Source organism: Leifsonia sp. ALI-44-B (assembly GCF_001984125.1).
Classification (GTDB): Bacteria; Actinomycetota; Actinomycetes; order Actinomycetales; family Microbacteriaceae; genus Okibacterium.
Window position 1 is genome coordinate 1053194 of the sequence record NZ_MTQL01000007.1, and the last position, 22426, is coordinate 1075619.

The 22426-nt window shown below is 71.3% G+C and carries 21 protein-coding genes and 1 pseudogene; 2 read left to right on the plus strand and 20 right to left on the minus strand.

The genetic code is table 11. The annotated features are described in order from the left end of the window. Position 1: 1 nt before the first annotated feature. Genes ALI44B_RS12010 through ALI44B_RS12025 form a run of 4 tightly spaced genes read right to left on the minus strand, consistent with a single transcriptional unit; the run spans position 2 to position 4252 of the window. Positions 2 to 1234: a M16 family metallopeptidase gene (locus ALI44B_RS12010; protein WP_077054873.1), complete on the minus strand. Its 1233-nt coding sequence runs from the start codon at positions 1232 to 1234 to the stop codon at positions 2 to 4. Continuing rightward, a complete protein-coding gene (locus tag ALI44B_RS12015) occupies positions 1231 to 2484 on the minus strand; it encodes a M16 family metallopeptidase (protein WP_077054874.1) in 1254 nt (417 codons plus the stop codon). The genes ALI44B_RS12010 and ALI44B_RS12015 overlap by 4 nt, the downstream gene beginning before the upstream one ends. Then, positions 2481 to 3281 (minus strand): multidrug ABC transporter permease, encoded by an 801-nt coding sequence (locus ALI44B_RS16195; protein WP_179100259.1) that lies wholly within the window; start codon positions 3279 to 3281, stop codon positions 2481 to 2483. The genes ALI44B_RS12015 and ALI44B_RS16195 overlap by 4 nt, the downstream gene beginning before the upstream one ends. Beyond that, a complete protein-coding gene (locus ALI44B_RS12025) occupies positions 3278 to 4252 on the minus strand; it encodes an ABC transporter ATP-binding protein (RefSeq protein ID WP_077055574.1) in 975 nt (324 codons plus the stop codon). The genes ALI44B_RS16195 and ALI44B_RS12025 overlap by 4 nt, the downstream gene beginning before the upstream one ends. A 161-nt stretch (positions 4253 to 4413) precedes the next feature. Here ALI44B_RS12025 and ALI44B_RS12030 point away from each other — a divergent pair, with 161 nt between their 5' ends. Continuing rightward, complete coding sequence (locus tag ALI44B_RS12030; protein WP_077054875.1) at positions 4414 to 4842, plus strand: sugar 3,4-ketoisomerase; 429 nt, start codon at positions 4414 to 4416, stop codon at positions 4840 to 4842. Further along, positions 4839 to 5951: a DegT/DnrJ/EryC1/StrS family aminotransferase gene (locus tag ALI44B_RS12035; RefSeq protein ID WP_077054876.1), complete on the plus strand. Its 1113-nt coding sequence runs from the start codon at positions 4839 to 4841 to the stop codon at positions 5949 to 5951. The genes ALI44B_RS12030 and ALI44B_RS12035 overlap by 4 nt, the downstream gene beginning before the upstream one ends. A 39-nt stretch (positions 5952 to 5990) precedes the next feature. Here the strand turns inward: ALI44B_RS12035 and ALI44B_RS12040 are convergent, their stop codons facing one another. The 16 genes and pseudogenes from ALI44B_RS12040 to ALI44B_RS12110 all read right to left on the minus strand — a co-directional run. After that, positions 5991 to 6698, minus strand: coding sequence for a class I SAM-dependent methyltransferase (locus ALI44B_RS12040; RefSeq protein ID WP_077054877.1), 708 nt, complete (start codon positions 6696 to 6698; stop codon positions 5991 to 5993). Then, a complete protein-coding gene (locus tag ALI44B_RS12045; protein WP_077054878.1) occupies positions 6688 to 7968 on the minus strand; it encodes an activator-dependent family glycosyltransferase in 1281 nt (426 codons plus the stop codon). Before ALI44B_RS12045 ends, ALI44B_RS12040 begins: the two co-directional genes overlap by 11 nt. A gap of 2 nt (positions 7969 to 7970) precedes the next feature. Continuing rightward, a complete protein-coding gene (locus ALI44B_RS12050) occupies positions 7971 to 9137 on the minus strand; it encodes a hypothetical protein (RefSeq protein WP_077054879.1) in 1167 nt (388 codons plus the stop codon). Next, on the minus strand, positions 9134 to 10468 hold the full coding sequence (locus ALI44B_RS12055; protein WP_179100260.1) for a glycosyltransferase: 1335 nt from the start codon (positions 10466 to 10468) through the stop codon (positions 9134 to 9136). The genes ALI44B_RS12050 and ALI44B_RS12055 overlap by 4 nt, the downstream gene beginning before the upstream one ends. A gap of 11 nt (positions 10469 to 10479) precedes the next feature. Beyond that, positions 10480 to 11304, minus strand: a complete 825-nt coding sequence (locus ALI44B_RS12060) for a class I SAM-dependent methyltransferase (RefSeq protein WP_083709952.1) — start codon at positions 11302 to 11304, stop codon at positions 10480 to 10482. Beyond that, positions 11301 to 11915, minus strand: coding sequence for a hypothetical protein (locus tag ALI44B_RS12065; protein ID WP_077054881.1), 615 nt, complete (start codon positions 11913 to 11915; stop codon positions 11301 to 11303). Before ALI44B_RS12065 ends, ALI44B_RS12060 begins: the two co-directional genes overlap by 4 nt. After that, positions 11912 to 12880, minus strand: a complete 969-nt coding sequence (locus ALI44B_RS15595) for an alpha/beta fold hydrolase (protein WP_083709954.1) — start codon at positions 12878 to 12880, stop codon at positions 11912 to 11914. The genes ALI44B_RS12065 and ALI44B_RS15595 overlap by 4 nt, the downstream gene beginning before the upstream one ends. Further along, positions 12873 to 13790, minus strand: a complete 918-nt coding sequence (locus tag ALI44B_RS15600; RefSeq protein WP_179100261.1) for an HTTM domain-containing protein — start codon at positions 13788 to 13790, stop codon at positions 12873 to 12875. Before ALI44B_RS15600 ends, ALI44B_RS15595 begins: the two co-directional genes overlap by 8 nt. 186 nt (positions 13791 to 13976) lie before the next feature. Beyond that, positions 13977 to 15572, minus strand: a complete 1596-nt coding sequence (locus ALI44B_RS12075) for a hypothetical protein (protein ID WP_143459223.1) — start codon at positions 15570 to 15572, stop codon at positions 13977 to 13979. Then, positions 15554 to 16339, minus strand: coding sequence for an ABC transporter ATP-binding protein (locus ALI44B_RS12080; RefSeq protein WP_238592195.1), 786 nt, complete (start codon positions 16337 to 16339; stop codon positions 15554 to 15556). The genes ALI44B_RS12075 and ALI44B_RS12080 overlap by 19 nt, the downstream gene beginning before the upstream one ends. Positions 16340 to 16502: 163 nt before the next feature. Continuing rightward, on the minus strand, positions 16503 to 17519 hold the full coding sequence (locus ALI44B_RS12085; RefSeq protein ID WP_083709955.1) for an SIS domain-containing protein: 1017 nt from the start codon (positions 17517 to 17519) through the stop codon (positions 16503 to 16505). After that, positions 17516 to 18499: a PfkB family carbohydrate kinase gene (locus ALI44B_RS12090; protein WP_143459225.1), complete on the minus strand. Its 984-nt coding sequence runs from the start codon at positions 18497 to 18499 to the stop codon at positions 17516 to 17518. The genes ALI44B_RS12085 and ALI44B_RS12090 overlap by 4 nt, the downstream gene beginning before the upstream one ends. Next, the gene (locus ALI44B_RS12095) at positions 18496 to 19641 is read right to left on the minus strand and encodes an NAD(P)/FAD-dependent oxidoreductase (RefSeq protein WP_077054884.1); all 1146 of its coding nucleotides are present in this window, start codon (positions 19639 to 19641) and stop codon (positions 18496 to 18498) included. Before ALI44B_RS12095 ends, ALI44B_RS12090 begins: the two co-directional genes overlap by 4 nt. A 35-nt stretch (positions 19642 to 19676) precedes the next feature. Beyond that, positions 19677 to 20711 (minus strand): Gfo/Idh/MocA family protein, encoded by a 1035-nt coding sequence (locus tag ALI44B_RS12100; RefSeq protein WP_077054885.1) that lies wholly within the window; start codon positions 20709 to 20711, stop codon positions 19677 to 19679. Beyond that, positions 20711 to 21481 carry an amino acid ABC transporter ATP-binding protein gene (locus ALI44B_RS12105; RefSeq protein ID WP_077054886.1) on the minus strand — a complete coding sequence of 257 codons (771 nt, stop codon included), beginning with the start codon at positions 21479 to 21481 and terminating at the stop codon, positions 20711 to 20713. Before ALI44B_RS12105 ends, ALI44B_RS12100 begins: the two co-directional genes overlap by 1 nt. 95 nt (positions 21482 to 21576) lie before the next feature. After that, positions 21577 to 22356, minus strand: a pseudogene (locus ALI44B_RS12110) (amino acid ABC transporter permease); the annotation flags it as partial. Positions 22357 to 22426: the final 70 nt, after the last annotated feature.

Sequence of the window (22426 nt, forward strand, 5' to 3'; positions counted from 1 at the left end):
CTCACATCGGCGAGACGTCTGACGGCGGCGCGACCGACACGATGACGCGCGTTGTCTCGGCGAGATAGCGCGCGGTCACACGGCGGACGTCGTCGGCCGTGACTCGATCCAGCCGAAGCGCTGGACCACCCGCGAGCATGCTGTCGGCGAGACCGGCCGGTGTTGCCAGGCGGATGCGGCGGGCCCCCGCGAGCTGGGCGGCGCGGCTGCGCACCATCCCGTCGTCGATGGCTTGCGGCAGGGTGCGCACGCTGTGGAGGGTCTCGGAGATCACACGCTCGACGTGGGCTGGCGCGCACGAACTCGAGACGATCATGGCGCTGCCGGCCACGGCGTGCACGATGCGCGCCGACGAACCGTAGGTGAGCCCCGACCGCTCGCGCCGCTGGCGGAAGAGCAGCGACGACGACGAACCGCCGAGGAGCGCCGCACACACCTCCATCGCGGCCAGCTCGTGGGAGTCACCGCGGCCGTCCTGGCCGGGCGGGTCGAGCTGGTCGGCGGCCGCCGAGGCAAGCCCCACACGGTGTCGTAGGGCGGGAGCCGGAAAGATCACGCGCGTCTCGGCGGCCGGCGACGCGTGTTCGACATGGGTGCGCGCGGCGGGGAACGGTGGAGCGGGCGGCACCGCGGGTGACCGCTCGGCCGGAGGTACCTCGGCCCGGCCGTCCAAGACGGCGAAGAAGGTCTCGAGTCGCGCCGTGAGCATGGCGGGCTCGGCGTCGCCCACGGCGACACCCAGGCGGGACGACGAACTCACCGCCCGCCCGAGCGCCCCCGCGACCTCGGCGTGGCTCAAACCGGCGAGCAGTCCGGCGTCGGGTGCCCGGCCATACGGATGGGCGGGGCCGTAGATCAGCGCATTCGCCGTTTCGTCGGCGACCATGCCCGCGTCCGTTCGCGCCAGGTCGAGCAGCGCGGCCTGCCGGCCAGCCTCCGCCCGAACCGCCCGGCCGTCGGCGCGCAGGGAGTCGAGGGCATCCGCCACCGCCGACAGCGCGGCATCGAGCGCCTCGACCGGCGCCGTGATCGCCACCGTCAGATCGTCGAGGTCGACGCGGGCGTTCGCCTCCGCGCCCAGGGTGCGCAGGGCGAGGGGCACACCGGAGGACGAACCCAGCACGAGGGGTGCGAGAAGCAGATTCGCTTCGGGGGTGCGGGGGTCGACGCCGAAACGCAGTCGCACGCTCGCCATTCCGTTCGCGCCGACGCGGCATGTCGCGAACTCGGTCACCGAACCCCTCCCGGCCTCGGCGCATCGTGGCAGAGCAGGACGGCGCACCCCTCTGTCAAAGCGTCCGCGGCCTGACGCGCCGCCTCGGCGTCCACCCCCCGGAAGCGGGCGGCGATGGCCGGGAAATCGGTGGGCGCTCCGAGGGAGACGCGGGTCGCCAGTGCGACCGCGTGAGCGTTGACATCGTCGAGACCCGAGGCCAGACGGGAACCCAGGACGGCACCGGCAGCGCGCACCTCGTCATCGCCCAGCGGGTCGTCGCCGCCCGTGCGCGCGGCCGCGATCAACCGTTGCAGGTCCGCGAGCGCTTCGTCGGCGTCGGCTCCGTCGGCGACCAGACCGCGCGCGACGAAGCCCGTCGGGTCGCGCACGCCCAACGGGTCGCCCAGCAGGTCGACACCGATCGCGAGCGAGACGAGGCCGGTCGGCGGACGGGCGGCGGCCCGCTCCTGCAGCACCTCGGCGAGCACGAGCGTCGGCAGGTACGCCCTCAGGTCCGCCGGATCGGGCACGCGGACACCGAGGGCGACCGCCTCGGCCGGAAGACCAGCGCGCCGGTGCCGTACCGTCGTCGCCGGCCGGGCGGGTTCCTCGAGCGCACGGGGCGGCCGCGGTGCGCGAGCCACGAGGGGGGAGAACGCCTCGGCGATCACGGAACGGGTGCGCTCGACATCCACACCGCCGACCACCGCGACCGTGAGCCGGCCCGGCGAATATTCCCGCTCGAAGAAGCGCTCGATGTCGGTCAACGTCGCGGCAGGGAGATCGGCGACCGTAGCAGCACCATCGTGCCGATTCGCGAACCTCGCGAACAGCTGTCGGCGCAGGTCGTCCATCGGGAAACGCCCGAAGGGTCGGCGGGTGAAACGCTGCTCGATCTCATTGGCGACGACCGATACCTCGCGCGTCAGGGCCTCGGCCGTGAACACGGGACGGGAGAAGCGGTCAGCCTCCAGCCGGATGACGTTGTCGATCGCCTCGGCCGGTGCGGTCACGTGGAACACGGTGCAGTCGGCCCGGGTCGAAGCGTTGAAGCGGCCGCCGAGGGCATGGATGGTGGAGGCATACGTTCCCGCGGGGGCGCCGGCGCTGCCCGCGAACATCAGATGCTCGAAGAGGTGGGCGAAACCGGCGCGGTGCTGCGGCTCGTCGCGCGAACCGACCGCGACCGAGATGGCGACGGAAGCGACATCCACATCGCTTCTCGGCACGACGACCACGTGCACGCCGTTCGCCAGCCGGGTGATCATCGCCGCGGTTCCCACCGGAAGGTGCGGCGCACCACGAACGCCGAGATCGCGCACCAGGCGAGGAGCACCGCGAGACCGAGGAGGGCCGGGCCGGGCATCGCCGGCTGCGCGAGCTCGGACGACATCGCGCCGTCCATGACCGCGAGCAACGCCCCGCCCGGCAACAGAAGGTGGACGAAACCGTCGCCCGACGACTCGTAGGCGGCCCACACGGCACTCAGCACGAAGAAGGCGAAGAAGGGCATGGTCGCCGCGTCGGCCTGTTCCGTGCCCCGCACGAGGCCCGTCGTGGCGATGGCCGCCAGCAGCGCCAACGCGACCGTGACGAGGACGGCGGCACCGGCGAGGGGCAGAGCGGGGATGGTCGCGCCCCCGAAGACGACGACGGCCGCGACCGCGATGATGCTCTGCGCGACACCCGCCACGACCAGGGGCGCCAGCACCCCGCCGACGATGGCCGCATCGCCCGCCTCGCTCGTGCGCAGCCGCTTCAGATAGAGGTCCTCCCGGCGGGCCGTGATCGAGAGCGTCGCCGGCATGTAGACGCCCATGCCCAGCACGAGGGCGATCAGCAGGGTGAGGGGGACCGCCCATCCCGACGCGTCGACCGCATCGCGGGCCACCAGGACCGTGCCCACCGTCATCGCGATCGGCACGGCGATCGAGATGACGAGGATCGTCGCGTTGCGCCGGAGCAGGGTGAACTCGGCGCGTGCGATCGCCGCGGCGCTGCGCGCGAAAGAGGGGGCCGGGGATGGTGGCGAGACCGGGCCGCCGGCTGCCGAGCTCGGGCTCATGAGGCCTCTGCCTCTGCCTCTGCCTCGGCGCGCGACCGGGCACTGCTGACCACGGCCGCGAAGATGTCTTCCAGCGTGGCTGGCGTCGCTCGCAGATCGGCGAGGTCGATGCCGTGCTCCTCGGCCCACAGCAGCACCGAGAGCAGATCCTGCTGGGGTGCGTCGGTTCGGACGACGACGGTGTCTTCCCCGGCTGGGCTTTCTTCGACGACGCTCTGGTTCGGCGAGACGGCCGCGCGCCGGACCTCACCGCGCAACGGGGGCAAGATCGCGGATGTCGGGCACCTGAACCGGATCGACGCCCGTTCGCGCGCCACCACCTCGGCCACGGTTCCGGCCGCGGCGATCACGCCCTCGTGCAGGATGACGATGCGGTCGGCCAGCCGCTCCGCCTCCTCGAGATAGTGCGTCGTGAGGACGATCGTCGCGCCCGCCGCGCGCAGGCTCCCGATCACCGCCCAGGCGTCGGCCCGCGACTCGGGGTCGAGACCGGTCGTCGGCTCGTCGAGGAAGAGGATGCGGGGGCGCTTCAACGCGGCGAGCACGACATCCAATCGGCGCCTCTCGCCGCCCGAGAGCTGTTTCACGGGAACGGCGGCCCGATGATCGAGACCCATCTCTTCGAGTGCGGCGTCGACATCGCCGGCGCCGGTGTTCACGGCACGCCACAACTGCGCGGTCTCGCGCACGGTCAGATCGCCCGCGAAACCGCCCTCCTGCAGCATGATGCCCATGGCCGGTCGGGTTTCGGCGCGATGCACGAAGGGGTCGTGACCGAGCAGTCGGATGTCGCCGGATGTCGGAGCGCGCAACCCCTCGAGGCATTCGAGCAGAGTCGTCTTGCCGGCACCATTCGTGCCGAGTACCGCCACGATCTCGCCGTCGTACACGGTCAGGTCGATGCCGCGCACCGCCTCGTGCTGGCCGTAGGACACCCGAACGCCTGTGGCCTGGATGAGCGCTTCCACCATGACCCCGAGCATATGGGCGGGCGGCCGCGGATCGGCGGGGCGACGAGGAATTCCGCCATACGGCCGAGCGACCGCGGAAGACTCTCGGTGGAATGGCGGAAGCAGGAGGCCCGGGGCCGTCCGTAGGATTCCGAGACACGGACACGAACGAAGGGGCAACAATGGCGAATGGCCACAGGCTCGTGACACTTCCGAGCCACGTCGACGAGCGCGGCACGCTCGTGGTCATCGACGATACGGTCACCCCCGATTTCGAGGTGCGGCGGGCCTATGTCATCCGGGGCGTGCCCGGCGCCGAAGTCCGCGGGGCCCATGCCCACCGTGAGTTGCGCCAGATCGTCGTTCCCTTGGCGGGCAGTTTCACCGTGAGCGTCGACGACGGCGAACAGACGGCCGAGTACCTGCTGGCCGACTCGGGTGTCGGTCTGTTCCTCGGCCGCATGGTGTGGCGGGAGCTGCGCGCCTTCAGCGAGGATGCCGTGGCACTCGTGCTCGCGTCCGACCGCTACAACCCCGACGACTACATCAACGACCTCTCCCAATTCCACGACGAGTACGCGGCCCAGATCGTGACCATGGCCTTTCTGTGATCCCCTTCCTCGATCTCGGCGCCGCGACCGCGGAACTGCGGACCGAGATCGACGCGGCGATCAGCAGGGTCGTTGCGTCGGGTCGCTACCTCCTGGGTGAGGAGACCGAGGCATTCGAGTCCGAGTTCGCGGCCTTCGCGGGGCAGGCACACGGTGTGAGCGTCGGAAGCGGATACGACGCCATCGAATTCGCGTTGCGCGCGGCCGGCGTCGCGCCCGGAGACGAGGTCATCGTGCCCTCGCACACCTTCGTCGCGACCTGGTTGGCCGTGCGTGCGGTGGGTGCCGTGCCCGTGCCCGTCGAACCCGTTACGCCATGGTTGGGCATCGCGGCGGCCGAGGTGGCCTCCGCCGTGACCCCGCGCACCACAGCGGTGGTGCCGGTCCACATGCACGGGCACGTGGCCGATGTGCGCGGCATCCGCGAGGTCGCCGACCGTCACGGTCTCGTCGTGATCGAGGACGCGGCGCAGGCCCACGGCGCCACGGCCGACGGGCAGCCGATCGGGCGCTGGGCGCACGCCACGACCTACAGCTTTTATCCGGCGAAGAATCTCGGCGCCCTGGGGGACGGCGGCGCCGTGCTGACCGACGATGCGGCGCTCGCCCATCGCATCCGGTCGCTGCGCAATTACGGGTCGCCCGAGAAGTACCGCCACGATGTTTTCGGCCGCAACTCGCGGCTCGACGAGCTGCAGGCCGCCGTCCTGCGCGTCAAGCTCACGCGCCTCGCCGACTGGAACGGCCGGCGACAGGGGATCGCCGCCCTGTACGCGCGCCGCCTCGCGGAGCTGCAGGACCGCGGCTGGGCGCGGCTTCCCGCAGACAACGCGCGCACCGAATCGTCCTGGCACCTCTATTCGATCCTCGTCGACGGGCGCGATACCGTCGCCGCCGACCTGCGCCGCCGCGGCGTGCAGACCGGCATCCACTACCCCGTGCCCGTGCACCTCACGCCGGCGTTCGCCGACCTCGGGATGGCGCGGGGCTCACTGCCCGTGGCCGAACGCATCGCCGACACGACCCTCAGCCTGCCCATCGGCCCGCAGCTGTCGGTGGCGGACGCCGAGCGGGTCGCCCGGACGCTCGTCGAGGTCTCGGAGAGCTGACCCGTTCGCACGCTGCCCGTCCGCCCAGCATCCGTGCGCTCAGGACCGGACGCCCACGAAAACGCCGCGATCCGACGGGCCGTCGGCGAGGTAGTCGACCGACAGGCCGGCGCGCCGAAAACTCTCCTCATACGTGTCCCGGTCGAAGAGCGTGATCTCGTGGTGGTCGACGAAGTGGTCGATGCCCCGCGCGTCCGCGACCGTGTAGTGCACCTCGATGATGCTGGCCGTGCCGAGGCGCGAGGAATGGGATACCCGGGCCACCGTGCGGCCCTCGCGCGTCGAGACATCCGCGTTCACGTAGCCGGGCAGATACGTCTCGGGAAACCACCACGGCTCGATCACGAGCACCCCGCCCGGGTTCAGGTGACGCGCCATGGCGGCGATCGCGCGATCGAGTTCACCGGGATCGCGCATATGGCCGATGGAACTGAACATGCACGTGATGGCGTCGAAGCGGATGTCGAGAGCGAAGTCCCTCATATCCCCGAGGTGCAGGGGCACCCCGGGCAGGCGCGCGCGGGCGGCGGCGAGCATCTGCGGAGAGAGCTCGAGTCCGGCGGCCTCCAGTCGGCCCGCGAAGTATTCGAGGTGCAGACCCGTTCCGCACGCCACGTCGAGCAGGGTGCGCGCCCCGGGTGCGCGAGCCGCGATCAGCGCGAGGACGAGTTCGGCCTCGTCCCGGTAGTCCTTGCCGCGCTCCAGATAGACCTGGTCGTAGACGCTGGCCAGTTCTTCACCGTACATGCTCACCTCTCGCGGGGGTCGGGTAGGGGCGGACGCCCATGCGGCGTTCGATATCGCGCACGGCGCTCGCGGGCGTCGGCTGATCGCGGGATGCCGAGCGCAGCTCGAGTGCGCGCTCGCGGGCGGCGGGAGAATCGAGCAGCTGCGCCACGGCGGCGGATGTCTGAGCGGCGGGCCCGGTCGGAGGCAGATAGCGTCCGGCACCCTCCCGCTCGAGCATCTTGGCCTTCAGCACCGCATCCCAGGTATGTCCGAGGATCACCTGGGGCACGCCGTGGCGGAGCGCGGTCGACCAGGTGCCGGCGCCTCCGTGGTGCACGACGACATCGCACACGGGCAAGAGCACATCGAGCGCGACGAACTCCTCCAACCGCACGTTGCGGGGAACGGCACCGAGGGCGTCGCGCTGCGCGGCACTGACGGTCGCCACCACATCGACGTCGAGCGCGGCGACCGCCCGGAGCGTCTGCTCGATGTCGACCGCCGCCTGCTTCGGATCCTCGCGCGCCGAGACGCCGAGCGTGATGCACACGCGGGGGCGGTCGTGGCGCGACTCCGCGATCCAGGCCGGCACTGCGGCGGGACCGTTGTAGGGCACATACCCGACGGTCATGGTGTCGAGGCCGGTGTCGAGGCGGAACATCGGAGGCTCGACCTCCATGGTCCAGTGGCCGCAGCTCAGAGCCGCGTCGTAACTCACCCCGGCGCGCTCCGCCGTCCACCGCAGCCATTCCCGGAGCGGGTCGTCGCGATGTGCATCGGGGAGCGGGGCGAGACGCTCGTCGAGCGTGGCCAGTGCCCGGCCGAGCACATCCGGGCCCCACAGAAGTCGGGCGTGGCGGGCGCCACAGGCCTGGGCCGCGATGGCTCCCGCCCAGGTCATGGGCTCCCAGACCACCAGCTCCGGGCGCCAGGTTCGCGCGAAATCGACCAAGCCGTCGACCATCGGGTCGTTCGCGCTCGCGATGTAGGTGGGCACCAGCACCGTGAACATGCCTATGAGGTCGTCGGTGTCGACCGTCGGATCGTAGAACCGGTCGAAGTCGATGGTGCCGAACGGTTGGTGCTCGGCGCTCTCGACGGTCGGAAAACGCAGCTCGACGTCGCTGCCCACCGCGACGGCTGTCAACCCGGCGTTCGTGACGGCCGGGACGAGGGCGGGCTGCACGGCCACGCGGACGTCGTGGCCCGCCACGCGCAGCGCCCACGCCAGCGGCACCATGCTGAAGAAATGGGTCTTCACCCCGAATGTGGTCAGCAGCACCTTCATCGTCAGGTTCCCTTCGACACGGATGCCGCGACCACACGCCGCGCGACCGGGGAGCGTTGCGCGAGGACATCCACGTGTACGACCGGTCGCTCTGACCGATCACGGAACACGTCGACCAGTGCGGCGGGGATCGCCTCGAGCAGTCCGGCGGCGGCCGCCTCTGGCCCGCCGGCAGCTCGCAGGAGCGAGTGGTCCTCCTGGGCGGCGGAGCCCGTGTCGAGGACGACGACCTGATCGCCCGCCGATACCTCGAGGCCGCCGAGAATCGTATCCGTCGACGCGACGCGAGGGTGGAGGCGGATGGCGGGGACAAAGCCGGCCGTACCGGCCGCGCCCGACGCGCCCGCCGCGCCGAGGGCGCCGAGCAGGGAGCGTTCCAGGGTGCTCGCCCACACGAGGAGCGTTCCGATGCGGAGGGGCGCGGCATCCGGATCGGTGCCGGCCTCGCGCAGGATCAGTCGCAGATGCGAGGTCGCCCGCAAGACATCCCACGCGTCGTCGAGGCGTTGCGGCGAGAGGCGGGCGTCGAGAGCCGGAGTCAGGCGCGGCCATACCGATGCGAGGACACCCGCGTCGACGCCGGTGATGTGCGACACGACGTCGACGGCCAGGGTGCGCACGAGCGCGACCGCGTCGCGGGAGGCGACGGGCGGCGACGCGCGCCAGGCCGTGACGACGCGCCCGGCCAGGCGAGCGAGGGTGTCACGATCCGGGGTCGGCCACGGATCACCCGCCGGATCGTCGGCGTCGAGCCCCGAACCGGGGAGCTCGAGAACCTGCAGCGGCGAGGGCGCGCCGTCCGGGCCCCGCCGTCCGAACCGCGCGTCGCCCAGGACGTCGAACGAGAGGGAACGGTCGCACACGACGAGCGTTCCGGCGACCGAGCGAGAGATCGCTCCGCGCCGCCCGATGGCCTCGACGATGGCCGCCTCGGTTTCGTCGTCGCCGGGGCCGAGCAGCAAACGGGTGTAGTCGTCGCCCGTCGCGGAGGCCTCCCAGATCGCGGCGCGGACGAGCTGCATGCGCCACCCCAGGGCGGCCCGGCGCTCGGCGCGGGAGCGACCGTGTCCGGCCGCGGCACCGGCCGCGGCGGGCTCACCAGCGTTCCGGGCGCCGGGACGGGCGCGGTTGCCGGCGTCGGCGATCGGTCGCCCGGTCGAGGTCGTCATGGCGAACCCTCCTCCGCCGGGCGTGTGCCGACGGTCGTCGCCGGCCACCAGGCCTCGAGCGCGTCGACGGCCGCCTCGACGCCGCCGTCCGAGCGCACCCGGGTGGCGAGGCGACGCGCGCGCTCGCGCATCCCCTCGTCGACGCGGTCGATCGCCCGGGTTACCCGGGTGGCGAAGCGCCGGGCCGCGTGTTCCGCACGGGGCCCGCTCGTGTGCGCGGCGCCCAGAGGGATGGCGGCGGGTGCGACGCCGAGCGTGCGCATCCGGTGAGCCCACCAGGGGTGGTCGATGAACAGGGGAACGATGACCTGCGGCACGCCGGCACGCAGTGCGCTCGAACCCGTGCCGAACCCGCCGTGGTGCACGAGCACCGAGGCGCGCGGCAGGGCCGCACCGAAATCGAGCGAGGCACACCACCGGGCTCCCGAGGTCTGGATGTCGGAGGGGCCGCCGACCACGAGTACCCGGTGGCCGGCCGCGACGAGCGCGCGCGCCACCGTCGACGCCCACCCCGCGGGGATGACGGGCCACAGGCTGCCGAAGGAAATCACGACCGGCGCGCCGCCCTCTGACCACCACTGCTCGCCGGGGTCGTCGCTCGGCGGACCCGTGCGGCGGTGCCACGCTCCCGTGAGCCGCACGTGCTCCGGCCAATCCGGGGGAGGAGGAACCACGGCGGGGCTCTGCAGGTAGAGGGTCGGCAGGTCCGAGTCCGCGGTGAGCGGCCCGGGTTCGAGCCCCGCGAGGCGCCGCGCGGCGTCGACCGACGGTGTCAGGCGCCAGTCCTCGGTGCGGGCGGCGAGCCGATGGGTGAGCAGGTTGTAGGTGCCGCCGAGGGGGAGCCGCGGCATCCCCATGGCCGGAAAGGCCGTCGTGGGCGTGGCCGGGTACCACGACGCCAGGGCGTACGGAACGGCCAGGGGCGCGGTTGCGAGGCTCTCACGCATGCCGGTGCCGCACACCGCGACATCCGCGTCGGCCACGGCGTCGTCCACATAGCGCCGGACGACGAGCATGGCGCGGGCCGCGACCTCTGCGGGGTCGTCCTCGCCGCCCGCAGCCGGTGTCGGCCTGTCGGCCCGGGATGCGGCGCGGCGCACACCGCGGGCCAGGCGGGCGATGGTGGGGCGGGCCCGCATGGCGTCGACGATCTCGGGCTGGGCGAAGAACGCCGCGGCGCTGCCGGGCAGGGGCCGGTACTCGAGACCCGCTGCCCGCACGAGTGCTGCGGAATCGCCATGGGTCGCGACGCTCACGGCGTGGCCGCGGTGGCGCAGCGCCTCCCCGAGTGCGAGAAACGGCTCGAGGTCGCCCCGGGAACCGATGGCCACGAGCGCGAACCTCATGGCGCCCCCGGCGCGGGTTCCTCGGCAGCTCGGTAGATCGAGACGTGACGGGGTGAACCCTGCACGAACGGCTCGCCCTGCCATCCGCCCTCTCGTGTGACGAGACGGAGGCCCGCCAGACGCGCGAGGGCATCGAGTTCGCGCGGCCACCGGTAATTACTGACCTCCACGAAGGTGTCGACCGTGCCGGGGCGGATCAGGGTGTGGATCTCGACGACGGACTGCTCTACCGGGTCACACGAAACGGTGTCGATCATGAGCGTGTCGGCGGCCAGATGCCTGGCCTGAACGATCGGCCGTTCCAGGGTGTGGAACGGGCTCGGGTCGTAGGCTTCGACGACGAGGATGCCGCCGGGCGCGAGTTGTCGGCGACCCACCGTGAGCGCGGCGATCTGCGCGTCGGCGCTCGTGAGCATGAAGAGCGTGTTGCAGACGACGTAGACCAGATCGAAGGCCGCCGGCTCGACCACGGTGTCGGTGAAATCGCCGTGCGTCGTCGTGATCACGCCCTCGCGGTCGTGGCGGGCCAGGATGTCGAGCATCTTCGCCGATCCCTCGACGCCGTGGACGCGCAGACCGGCCCGGGCGGCCGGGATGGCCACCCGCCCGGTTCCGATCCCGAGTTCGAGGGCACGCGACCCCGGGGGAACGAGACCGGCCAGTCGTTGGGCGATCACGGGCCCCTCTGCCCACGGATACATCAGGTCGTAGACATCGGCCAGGGCATCGCCGTACTTCTCGGCCGGGCCGGTGCCGGGGCCGGCACCCGACCGTGACCGATCGGCTCCGCCCGCGGTGGTGTCGTCGATGGTCTGGCTCATAGCAGTGCCTCCGTGTTCTCGGTTCCCGCGTCGGACCCCCGCGTTCCCGGCGCCGGTTCGGCCGCCGCCACGTCGACGGTTCCGGCGCGCAAGGCGTGCCATTCCGAGAGGAACAGCAATTGCGGCTCGACCCGCTCCTCGTGGGCCGCCGAATGGGCCACGAGAAACTGGATCGATTCGGTTTCGTCGGCGTGGGGCACCCGATTGGTGATGTGGTTCAGCAGAGAGAGGTACGACACGGTCAGCTGGATGCGCCGCGGGTCGTCGATCTCCTTGCTCACCTGGAACAGTTCGGAGGCGACGTCGAACAGCGTCTTCTCGACGCGGCGCCGGGGGTGCCACAGCACCTGGCTGATCGACCGCGGCGTTGCGAGCGATTCCTCGCGCCACTCGGTCACGGTGCCGTCGCGCAGGCGGTCGCGGTGCAGGACGTTGTAATCGTGCCGAGCCGGCAGCGGAGCGAAGAAGCGCCAATTGGGAATCGCCATCGAGGTCGGATCGACCTTGCGCGCCAGCTTGGTCTTCTCCATCTGTTGCAAGACCGACAGGCCGTACCACCCCGCGAAGAAGGTGTACGCCGCCCACCGGGCGACCGTGCCGATCGCGCTCATGCCGGTTCCTCCTCGCCAGCAGCCCGGGCGAGCACCCACTCGACCGCGCCGGCCACGATGGTCGCTCCGTCGGGGGTCATGACCACTCCGTCGTGGGTCAGGCCGACGGCCGTGTCGTGGCGAGCCCGTGTGCTCAGCGTGGCGAGCTCTTCTTGCAGCACGCCGTGCACCCGGTCCCGGCGCACCTGTTCGCCGGCGGTGACCACGGCGATGGGCAGATCGCTCGGCAGGTGGGCGTCGCGTGCGGCCGTGGCCCAGCCCGGGTGCCACGCGCGCACCTCGGCGAGCGCTCCGGTCCAGGGCTCGGGGCGGCGCATCAGTCGGGCGGTGATATCCGCCGTCTGCGGCGGCAGCTGGTCGACGGCGCCGAAATCGGTCTCGGGCGTCACCTGACCGAGCCGGGCCCGCCGGCGCATGGCGGCGAGGCTGTGGGCCTGCAAGGGGGCGGAATCGCGCTGGGCCGACGAGCGCGCCAGCTGGTCGGGGTGACTCGCATCGACGAGCACCACACCGCTCACGCGGGCGGGGTACCGGGCCGCGAAGGAGCGTGCGAGCAGGCCGCCGACCGAGTGTCCGACCACGACGACGGGGCCGTCGACGCGGAGCTCCGTCAACACGGCGGCCAGGCGTTTGACGGTCGTCTCGGCATCCGGCGCTCGGCCGATGGGGTCGCTCCATCCGGTACCGGCCCGGTCGTAGGCGATGCTGCGCACATCGTCGCCGAGGTACTCCGTCACCCACGCCCATTCGGTGCAGGGTGACGCGAGGGCGCTCTCGAAGACGACCGTGCCGCGGGCCCCCGAACCGCGATCGATGACATGGATGCCGCAGCCCGCGACATCCACTCGACGCCCGGGCCGCGGCGGCCAGGGTGGGGCCTTGTCGCCGCGTCGGGCCGAGAGGGCGACGGCGCCTGTCACGGCCAGTGCTGCGCCCGCGGCCGCGAGCACCCGTCCGCTAACCACGGGGGCTCACCGCCGTCAGGGCCCGCGTCACGCTCTGCACGAGCACGGGCGTCGGTGCTCCGTCTCGCCTGAGGCCGCGCGCGAAATAGGCCACAGCCGGATATGAGCCCGTGAACGACCAGAGGAATCGATTGAGGCCCATGAAGCGGGCGTTGACGACGTGGAAGAGCACGGCCCCGCCGAGGATGGCGGTCGCTACAGGGCGGGGCGCGATGAGGACGAGCGGGAACGTCACCTCGAAGAGCATGACGGCCCAGCAGGCAGCGCGGGCGAGGCGCGGGCGGTCGCGGAAGACGCGGTAGAGCGCGGCATCCCCGTAGGTCTTGGTGCGGAGGATGCCCGTCAGCGCCTCGCCGCTGCGCCAGACCGGCGAGCGGAGCTTCACGGCGCCCGACACGAAATACGAGAGGCAGCTCTGGGCGGCGATGAAGGCGAGAGCGGCCTCACGGGCGCGCGGGTCGTGGGGGAACGCCTTCTCGATCAGGGCCGACCCGAAGTTGATGACGGCGAAATGGTCCGATCCGTCGTTGCCGAAGTTCGAGCGCAGGTGCAACATCGCCCCGCTGCCGACGAGCCCGCCGAGCGCGGCCGCGCGGGCTGCACGGCCCTGGCGGGGGAGCAGGAGAGCCGCCCCGCTGAGGGCACGGACCGCGGCGACACCGAGCACGCGCGGATAGCGCACGGCCCGGTCGACGATTCGCCCGCGGCTGCCCGTCAGGCCCCGCAAGCGCGTCCTCGTGATGGGCCACGCGTTCAGCCCGTCGTCGCGATAGCTCGAGGCGATGCGCAGCATCTCGAGGCCGCCGATCGTGGCGCCGATCGCCGTGACCCGTTCGACGAGACGAAACGCCGCATCGACGCCATCCGACCCGCCGCCTGCCCGCGCACCCTTCGCCTTCGAACGTGCCATCTCGCCTCCGAACGTCGCCTATCGCCTCGCACCAGCTAATCGAAAGCGGGGTTCGGCCGACCTCCACCGATCGGCGGGTTCTGCGCCGTGATGTTCCGTCGCTCTCATGAGGGGCGCGTTGCTGAGCGGGTGCGCGGGCGCGGCGACGAAGTGGGCAGGCCGTCGGGCGTTCGCACGTTCAGGCGTTCAGGCGTTCAGGAGGAGCGAAGCATAGAGCCGCGTCGCCCGTCGGTCGAGGAGACGCCCGCCCGCTCGCACGCCGACGATCAACGCCGCACCCCCCAGAAGCGCGGCGGCCAGCACCGATCCGCCGGCCGCGATGGGCGACCCCGTGGCGGACGTGACCACGGTCAGCACGATCGACGGTGCGGCAACGACGAGGGCCGAAGCGGTCGCCGCGGCGAAGACCAGGATGCTGGGGGCCCCGGCGCCGGATCGTGAGGCGTTCGGGCCTTCCTCGTTCTTGGCCACGGGCACCACGACGAGTGTCGACACGACTGCGCTGCAGGCCAGCGCGCCGGCGGCCACCGCGAAGAGGATGCCGCCGAACGCCAGGACGACGAGAGGGTCCAACTGCAGGGCGGCGATCCCGAGCGCCACGAGGGCCACCGGCACAGTGATGACGGCGTGCGCGATCAGGCGGCCCAGCCGGTCATCTCGCCCACGAACCGCCGAGGTGATGGTCGCGGCGAATGCCGTCGAGTCGTGGCTCACGTCGAGCGATCCGCTCGCGGCGACGAGCAGGACCGACACCACGACATAGATGATCATGGGGCTGTATTCGCCCGAGAGCGCGCCCAGGGCGAGACCCAGGAGGGGGAGGGCCAGCGCGAAGATGAGGTTTTGTGAATAACGAGGGTCGCGAAGCCAGGCCGTGAGCGTGCGCGCGGTGATGGCACCCCGCACGGTGTCGGGCACGATGCCGAAGAACCCGAGCCCACGACGGGCCGTTCCGCGCGGAGGTGCCGAGCTCGGCTTCATGCGCGCGCCGACGAGCGCCGCCCAGAGCAGCGTCAGCAGCGCGATGGCGCCCGCCGATACGGCCAGGGCGACGAGGAGGCCGGAGGTATCGCCGACGACGACGCTCGAGGCGAGCGCCCAGGGGGCTCCAACGGGTGTGACTGCGACGATGGTGGCCCCGGATTGGACGCTGCCGAACGCCCCGCTCAACATGTCCCGAGGCAACAGGGCGAGGACGGGGATTGCCAACAGGACACCGCCGAGAACGATGCCGCCGACGATCTCGGTGCCTCGACGCGTGGACGCGACGAGCGCGAGGCCGTCGAGCACGACGCGCTGTGCCAGAACCGCGATCATCAGACCCAGCAGTCCGCCCAGGAGCGCGACGCCGGCCGTGCCGATACCGCTGCCGGCCCACGTGGCCGCGAAGCCGAGGACGAAGCCGAGTGACAGGAGCCCGGGCAACCCCAGCACGCTCGAGAGGGCGAGACCCGCCATCACCTGCCAGCGGCGCAGGGGATACCCCCGCAGCTTCTCGATCGTCAGCGCTGAGTCGGCGCCGAACATCAAGACCGGTCCGAGGGCCCACGTCACGATGAGGGAAGCCCCGGCCAGCACGCCCGCCGCCGCGGCGAAATCGTCATCGAGACCGGTCGAGCCGGTCGAACCGGTCGAACCGGTCGAACCGGCGACCGCGAAACCCGCGATCACCATAGCGACCACCAGACACGAGGCGACCACCCAGACGACGAGTTGCGAGCGCCGACGCCGGAGATCGTTCGCGAGGAGTGCGAGCTTGGCGCTCAGGATTGCCGTAACCACGCGGGCCCCTGCGTGTTGGTGCGGCCGCCGACCAGGTCGACGAATCGTTGCTCGAGCGTGAGCCCCGCCCTGACCTCGTCGATCGTGCCGACGGCGAGGATGCGACCGGATGCGACGACGGCGACGCGGTCGCACATGCGTTCCACGAGATCCATCGAGTGGCTCGAGACGAGGACCGTGCCCGAACCGGCGACGAAATCCTGAAGGATGCCTCGGATGTTGACGGCCGAAACGGGATCGACGGACTCGAACGGCTCGTCGAGGATCAGCACCCGGGGCGCGTGCACGAGCGCCGCCGCGATGGCGACCTTCTTACGCATCCCCGCCGAATAGTCGACGACGAGTTTCGACGCCGACGACGTGAGTTCGAGCAACTCGAACAGGTCGCGAGCCCGGCTCCGCGCGGTCGCCCGGGGGATGCCGTGCAGCATGCCCGCGTGCACGACCAGCTGTTCGCCGGTCAATCGGTCGAACATCTGGGCCCCGTCGGACAGGACACCGATCGACCGTTTGGCCGGGATCGGGTCGCTGTGCACGTCGACGCCGAGGATGCGGGCGGTGCCGGCGTCGGGTGCCAGCAGACCCGTGAGGATCGACAGCGATGTCGTCTTACCGGCGCCGTTCGGGCCGACCAGGCCGAAGAAGGAACCGCGAGGAACGGTCAGGTCGATGTCGTCGACGGCGACCACGCCGTCGAACGCCTTGCGAAGGGCACGCAGTTCGATAGCGGACATCCGACCATCGACGCCGGGCTCGTCATCCGTCATGCCGCTCCGTTCGGTCGGTGCAGCCTCGCGGCCGCCGTCTCGTCGCTGTGCCCTCCAGGCTACGAAAAGACGGCGGCCGCGGGCTCCACCGGTGGCCGGATTTCGATCACCGGCGCTCCCCCGAACGACGGAGGCGGGTCGTGCGGCCCGTGCGGCCCGTGCGTCAGTACGCGAACTGCCACATGTAGCGACGGCCCTCGAGCGCATAGCCGCGCGTGGCCGCGTAGTGTGCCGCGAGGCGGAACATGAGGCTGTAGAACACGACGGGTGCCACGAGCGCGCGCTGGTCGGCGGCGATGCCCGGCAACTCGAGGTCGCGGCCGTCGAGCACGACGGTCTCGCCCGAATACTGCTCGAGGAAGCGCAGCACGCGCTCGCCCATGGGCCGCGTCTCGTCCTCGCCGAGGAACAGGAAGCTTTTCGTGTTCTTGTCGAAGACCTCGAACGGGCCCTGGAAGAACTCGTCCGAGTTGATGGTCTGCGCGTGCATCCACTGCATTTCCTGCAGGAAGCAGCTCGTGAACGTGTTGCCCGGTCCGATGAGGGGGCCGGATGCCATGAGGTAGGTCACCGGCACATCCTTCATGTCCTCGGCGATCGCGGCGGCGCGCGGCTCGAACGCGTGAACGGCGGCTTCGAGCGCGGCGGGGAGGGCGCGCAGGGCGGCGAGCTCGGCATCCACGGCCACGCCGTCGCGTTTCAGGATGGCGAGGGCCACGAGTTGCAGCAGGATCTGGTTGCCCTCACCCGATTGGGCGACGAACGCGGTGTCGAGGGCCTGGGCGAGGGGCCCGTCGGCCTTCAGTGTGACGGCCGCGACGGAGGCTCCGCGCGAGACGGCCCACTCGGCGGCCTGAACGGTCTCGGGCGTCTGGCCCGTGCCCGACAACGTGATGACGAGCGTGTCGGCGCCTACCGACGGGGGTGCGCGAAAGAAGAACTCGTCCGAGTTGATGGCCACCGACGGGGTCAGGCCCTTGCGGTCGAGCTGGTACTGCGCGGCCTGCAGGCCCACGTAGGAGCCGCCGGCGCCGACCCAGAAGACGCGACGAAGGCTCGGCATTCCGCTCACGAAGGCGTCGATCTCGGGCCAGAGCGAGAGCGCGTGCTCGCCCGCCGAGCGGTAGGTGTCGGGGATGTCGGTGACGGCTGTCTCGGGGTTGTACGTACCGTTCGTCACGGTGTGTGCTCCTTTATCTGGGTGGTCGGCGACGCGGATGCCGCCGACGCGGTGTGTGGATGAGAAAAATGTGAGGCGGCCCGCGCCGACAGGGCGATGGGGATGCCGTGTCCGAATGCCCCCGGTGCCGCGCACGTCGAGGCTGCCGCCCGGGCGGCAGCGGCCAGCAGTTCGTCGACGTCGTCGCCGCGCAACAACCCGACCAGCACCCTGGCGACGAACGTGTCGCCGGCCCCTAATGTGTCGACGACGGTCGCGGGGGCCGCGGGTGTCGTCCAGCGCTCGCCGCGCGTCGCCAGCAACGCGCCGCGCTCGCCGCGGGTCACGAGCGCGTAGACCGCCCCGGCATCGAGCGCGCGATCGGCGAGGGCAGCGGCATCCACGTCGTCGAGCGAGCCGCCCGAGAACGTGCCCAAAAACGTGTGCGGCGCAATGCGCTCGATGTGCTCGGGATCGCGGAAGATGGCGAAGTCGTAGGAGACCCGCGTGAGGCGGCCGAAAGCGGGGATGAAGGCATCCAACCCCGAGGTTGCGCCGACATGCACGGCATCGGCCGCGGCGATCAACTCGAGGTCACCGGCCGTGGGCTCGAATTCGCTCACACCCTTGGCCGACGACAGGAACACGCGGTCGCCGTCGACATGCCCGATGACGCAGTGCGCCGTGTCACCGCCGTCGATCACGCCGACTCCGCGGATGTCGACCCCCTCGTTCTCGAGCGACGCCACCAGGTGTCGCCCCGCCGCATCCGCCCCGACGCGCCCGATGTAGCCCGTGCGCGCCCCGAACCGCCGCGCGAAAACGGCCACGTTGAGACAGTTGCCGCCCGGATACATGAGCCCCGCTGCGTCATAGCAATCGACCACGTTGTCGCCGGCCGCCATGATCGTCGGCGCGCGCCGGCCACCGGCTGGTCCCGTCGTTGCACCGACGGGACCAGCCGGGTTCTGCGCAGCGCGGCCGGGTGAGCCCCCGGTCACCGACCCACGGGCGCGAAACGACCCGCGCCGAAAGCGGTGAGCAGCGGGCTCTTCTGCCCCGTCACGATCTCGTCGGCCACGAGCTCGCCCACGATGAGCGCGAGCGTGGCGCCCGAGTGCGTGAAGATGGCGTGCAGCCCCTCGATCTCGTCGATGGCACCGATGAGCGGGTCGCCGTCGGCCGGGATGGGCTTCGGGCCGACGCCGTAGTGCGCCAACTCGAGCGTGGGCGAGCCGGCGAGCACGCGGGATGCCTCGGCCAGCAGCCCCTCGACGGTCGAATCGTGCACGGTGTAGGTGCCGTCGCCGTTGTCGACGACCTCCTCCTCCGACCATCCGGAGTCGAGCACCAGGTGCCCGTGCGGTGTCGGGCGCACGGCCACGCGCGGGGTGTTGAGCACTGCCGTGAGGGCCACGTCGACGGGTTTCGTGGCGACCAGCAGCGAGATGGGCGTCTGCTCGCCGACCTCGATGCCCAGCTCGCTGAGCGCGCGCGGCACCCAGGGGCCCGTCGCGAGCACGACGTGGTCGGCGGGGATGGTCTCACCCGAGGCCGTGAGCGCGCCCGTCGCCCGGCCGCCCTCCACCTGCACGGTCGTGCGGCCCACGCCGTCGCGCACGACGCCGCCCGCGGCGCGGAACGCGGCCAGCAGGTGCTCGCCGAGCATCGGCAGGTCGACCCAGCCCTCGCCGGGGTTGAAGATGGCGCCCTCGGGGTTGATGGCCGTTGCGTCGACGCCGGGGGTCCAGCTCGCGACGTCCTCGGGGGAGAGCCAGCGGGAGTCGTAGCCGATCGACTTCTCGTGCAGGTGGCGCTCGCGGTAGGAGGCATCCGGGTCGGCCCATGTGAGGCCGCCGTCGAAGCGCACGAAAGCGGTGCCGCCGGCGTCGACGCCGCCCGTGCGTGCCACGAGCGTGCGGTAGCGGTCGATGCCCGCCAGGCGCAGGGCGTGGTATTCGGCGCTGCGCTCACCGGCCGAGTTGAGCCACGAGAGCGATCGACCCGAGGCGCCCGAGTTGAGCGTGGATTCGGTGACGAGCGTGACGGCGGCACCCGCCGCGGCGAGCTGGGTGGCGGTCGAGATGCCCAGGATTCCGCCGCCGATGACGACGACGCGGGGGGACGAGGAGGAGGTGGTCATGAGTGAGATTCCTTCGAGCTGGTGATGAGAAAAGATCAAGACTGGATGTCGGCGCGCAGGCGTTCGATGAGTTCGAGCACGTGCAGCGAGTCGTTTGGGTCGACGGGCAGCGAACCGCCGCGCAGCAAAGCGTCGGCGAACTGCCGGTAGAACAGCGGGTAGGAACCGGGGTGGGCGGGCACGGGCGACGTGCCGCCGTCGATGCCGAGCAGCCCCCAAGAGGTCTCGGGTTCGACCCCGTAGCCCTCGGCGGTCGGCAGCAGCCCCGCTTTCAGCTGCGCCTCCTGACCGTCGAGACCCCACTTCGTGTAGGCGCTCTCGGAGCCGAGCACGTGAAAACGGGCCCCGGCCTGCGCGGCGAACGAGCTCATCCAGAGGTGTGAGCGCACGCCGCCGCGGTGCTGCAGCGCCACGAACGTGTCGTCGTCGGCGCGCCCGCCCGGGCGTCGGGTATCGATCTCGGCAGACGCCTCGACGACCTCGCCGAAGAGCTGCACGGCCTGGTCGATGAGGTGCGTGCCCAGATCGAACAGGATGCCCCCGCCATCCGCCGCCGTCGTCTCGGCTTTCCACTCCTTCGCGAGTGTCGGCTTCCACCATTCGAAACGCGATTCGAAGCGGTGCACGGTGCCGAGGCGGCCGTCGCCGATGAGCTGCCGCAGCGTGAGGAAGTCGGCGTCGAGGCGCCGATTCTGGAACACCGTGAGCGGCACCCCCGCGTCGGCGGCGTGCGCGATGACCTCGCGGGCCGCCGCGCTCGTCGGCACGAACGGTTTGTCGATCACGACGGCGAGCCCCGCATCGATGGCGCGGTGCGCGAGCTCGGCGTGCGTGACGGGCGGCGTGCCGATGACGACCAGATCGAGGGCCAGGGCCTCGGCGCGCGCGAACACGTCGTCGGCGTGGGCGAGGATCTCGGCGGCCGGGTGCAGTGTGGCGGCATCCGCTCGTCGTTCGTCGTCGGCCGTGACGATGGCCGCGACCTCGAACTCGGGGTCGGCGGCCAGCAGCGGGCCGTGGAAGACGCGGCCCGAGGTGCCGAAACCGAAGATGGCTGCGCGCAGGGGCATCACAGCACCTCCGACAGGAAGCGCTGCAGGCGCGGGCTCTGCGGGTTGTCGAAGAGGTCCTCTGGTCGGCCCTTCTCCACGATCTTGCCCTCGTCCATGAACACGACCTGATCGGCCACGCGCCGCGCGAACTTCATCTCGTGCGTGACGACGACCATGGTCATACCGCGCTGGCCGAGGGATGCCATGAGGTTCAACACGCCCTTCACGAGTTCGGGGTCGAGCGCGCTCGTGACCTCGTCGAAGAGCATGACCTCGGGCTCCATGGCAAGGGCGCGGGCGATGGCGACGCGCTGCTGCTGGCCGCCCGAGAGGTCGCGCGGGCGGTGGTCGGCGCGTTCGGCGAGCCCCACCTCGGCGAGGCGTTCCGCGGCGATGCGCAGCGCCACATCCTTCTTCATGCCCTTCACGTGTTGCAGCGAGAGCGCCACGTTCTCGAGCGCCGTGTGGTCGGGGAACAGGTTGAAGTGCTGGAAGACGAGGCCGATGCGCCGGCGCAGGGCGTCGGGCTTCTCGGCCAGGGCGCTGTCGCCCGCGATGCGCACGTCTCCCGACTTCGGTTCGTGCAGCCGGTTGATGCCGCGCAGCATGGTCGACTTGCCCGAGCCGGAGGGCCCGATGACGCACGTCGTGGTGCCGGGCTGCACCTTCAGGCTCACGCCGCGCAGCACCTCGATGGGGCCGTAGGCGAGCGTCAGATCGATGAGCTCGAGGCTCGAACCGCGAAACAGGGTGCCGTCGGCGACGGGCAGGGGGGAGGTGTAGGTCACGTGTTGCTCCCGTGGGTGAGGGTGACGGAGGGGGTGGCGGGCGCTTCGTGACGCGGCGGGATGCCGGTGGCGGGCGTTCCGGGGGATGACGGGGTGGCGCCGGGCCCGGCGGGGCTCTGCGGCGTGACCTCGTCGAGTTCGTCGAGTCCGCTCTTCGGCGGTGCCGGCTTGCGGCGGCCCGCGCGGAACCGGTTGTCGAAGTAGTTGACGAGGTGGGTGAGCGGCACCGTGATGACGAGGTAGAACAGGCCCGCGAGCACGAGCGGCGACAGGTTGCCGGTCAGGACGGCCGCGTCCTGGCCCACGCGGAACAGTTCGCGCTCGGACACGAGCAGGCCGAGGAAGTAGACGAGGCTCGAATCCTTGACGATGGCGATGAACTGGTTCACCAGGGCGGGCAGCACGCGGCGGATGCCCTGCGGCACGACGACGAGGCGCATGGCGCGGCCGTAGCTCATGCCGAGCGCGCGGCAGGCTTCGAGCTGGCCGCGGTCGACCGATTGGATGCCGGCGCGGAAGATCTCGCCGATGTAGGCGCTCGCGATGAGGGCCAGGGCCAGGATGCCGAGCGGGTAGGGCGATGGGCCGAACAGCTGCTGGCTGAACCGGGCGAAGCCCTGCCCGATGAGCAGGATCGTGAGAATGGCGGGCAGCCCGCGGAAGATGTCGGTGTAGATGCGGGCCGGGATGCGCAGCCACCGCGATGTGGAGATGCCCATGACGGCCAGGATCATGCCGCCGACGACACCGATGATGGTGGCAGCGGCGCTGATGATGAGGGTGTTGACGAGTCCGACGGTCAGCAGCTGCGGCAGCACCGCGAGCATGGCGTCGAAGTCGAAGAAGGTTCGGACGATGTTGTCGAGCCAGTCCATTTTTGTCTCTCAGACGTGGATTCGGTGGGGAGATGTCGAGGGTGTCGGGCGGCCACGGCCGGCGGGGGAG

Excerpts from the sequence above, each read along its gene's own strand:
- ALI44B_RS16195 (WP_179100259.1), bottom strand. The coding sequence starts at position 3,281 with ATGAGCCCGAGCTCGGCAGCCGGCGGCCCGGTCTCGCCACCATCCCCG.
- ALI44B_RS12060 (WP_083709952.1), bottom strand. The coding sequence starts at position 11,304 with ATGAGCCAGACCATCGACGACACCACCGCGGGCGGAGCCGATCGGTCA.
- ALI44B_RS12100 (WP_077054885.1), bottom strand. The coding sequence starts at position 20,711 with ATGCCCCTGCGCGCAGCCATCTTCGGTTTCGGCACCTCGGGCCGCGTC.
- ALI44B_RS12045 (WP_077054878.1), bottom strand. The coding sequence starts at position 7,968 with ATGAAGGTGCTGCTGACCACATTCGGGGTGAAGACCCATTTCTTCAGC.
- ALI44B_RS12065 (WP_077054881.1), bottom strand. The coding sequence starts at position 11,915 with ATGAGCGCGATCGGCACGGTCGCCCGGTGGGCGGCGTACACCTTCTTC.
- ALI44B_RS15600 (WP_179100261.1), bottom strand. The coding sequence starts at position 13,790 with ATGGCACGTTCGAAGGCGAAGGGTGCGCGGGCAGGCGGCGGGTCGGAT.
- ALI44B_RS12025 (WP_077055574.1), bottom strand. The coding sequence starts at position 4,252 with ATGGTGGAAGCGCTCATCCAGGCCACAGGCGTTCGGGTGTCCTACGGC.
- ALI44B_RS12095 (WP_077054884.1), bottom strand. The coding sequence starts at position 19,641 with ATGACCACCTCCTCCTCGTCCCCCCGCGTCGTCGTCATCGGCGGCGGA.
- ALI44B_RS12080 (WP_238592195.1), bottom strand. The coding sequence starts at position 16,339 with ATGACGGATGACGAGCCCGGCGTCGATGGTCGGATGTCCGCTATCGAA.
- ALI44B_RS12030 (WP_077054875.1), top strand. The coding sequence starts at position 4,414 with ATGGCGAATGGCCACAGGCTCGTGACACTTCCGAGCCACGTCGACGAG.
- ALI44B_RS12050 (WP_077054879.1), bottom strand. The coding sequence starts at position 9,137 with ATGACGACCTCGACCGGGCGACCGATCGCCGACGCCGGCAACCGCGCC.
- ALI44B_RS12015 (WP_077054874.1), bottom strand. The coding sequence starts at position 2,484 with ATGATCACCCGGCTGGCGAACGGCGTGCACGTGGTCGTCGTGCCGAGA.
- ALI44B_RS12040 (WP_077054877.1), bottom strand. The coding sequence starts at position 6,698 with ATGTACGGTGAAGAACTGGCCAGCGTCTACGACCAGGTCTATCTGGAG.